The organism is Bacillus sp. JJ1609 (assembly GCF_036967045.1).
Taxonomy (GTDB): domain Bacteria; phylum Bacillota; class Bacilli; order Bacillales; family Cytobacillaceae; genus Mesobacillus.
Map to the genome: position 1 here is coordinate 1 of NZ_JBALSS010000054.1, position 347 is coordinate 347.

At 35.7% G+C, this 347-nt stretch carries 1 protein-coding gene; it reads right to left on the reverse strand.

All coding sequences use genetic code 11. The annotated features are described in order from the left end of the window. Positions 1–58 precede the first annotated feature (58 nt). Positions 59–347: hypothetical protein (locus V7654_RS23795; RefSeq protein ID WP_335433373.1), on the reverse strand; the 289-nt coding region annotated here is incomplete at its 5' end.

A 347-nucleotide genomic window follows, 5' to 3' on the forward strand; every position in this document is an offset into this window, starting at 1 on the left:
AAAAAAGGCCGTTAATCCTACTTGACCAAGGCACCCTTTTGTTAAATAAGAAGTGGAGTTATTCTGGCGGAACTGGCGACTGTTGCTTTTCCCATTCAGATGGTCCTTCGTTTACCTCAATATACTTCCTCCAATAGTCACCAGTTTTCTTATCAAATATGATCAAATTTTGTTCATTTGCTGAAATAAATTCATATCTATATTGCTCCTCTGGTTCTGGGCTAAGAAAATTTATCGTATTCCTTATAGCACTCGTAATATTAAAGCCAGTAATAAGTAAGCAGAGACTTAAAATAATTATGGCACCCGTCAATGATAATCTTGGTTTCTTGTCGTTCAACACAATT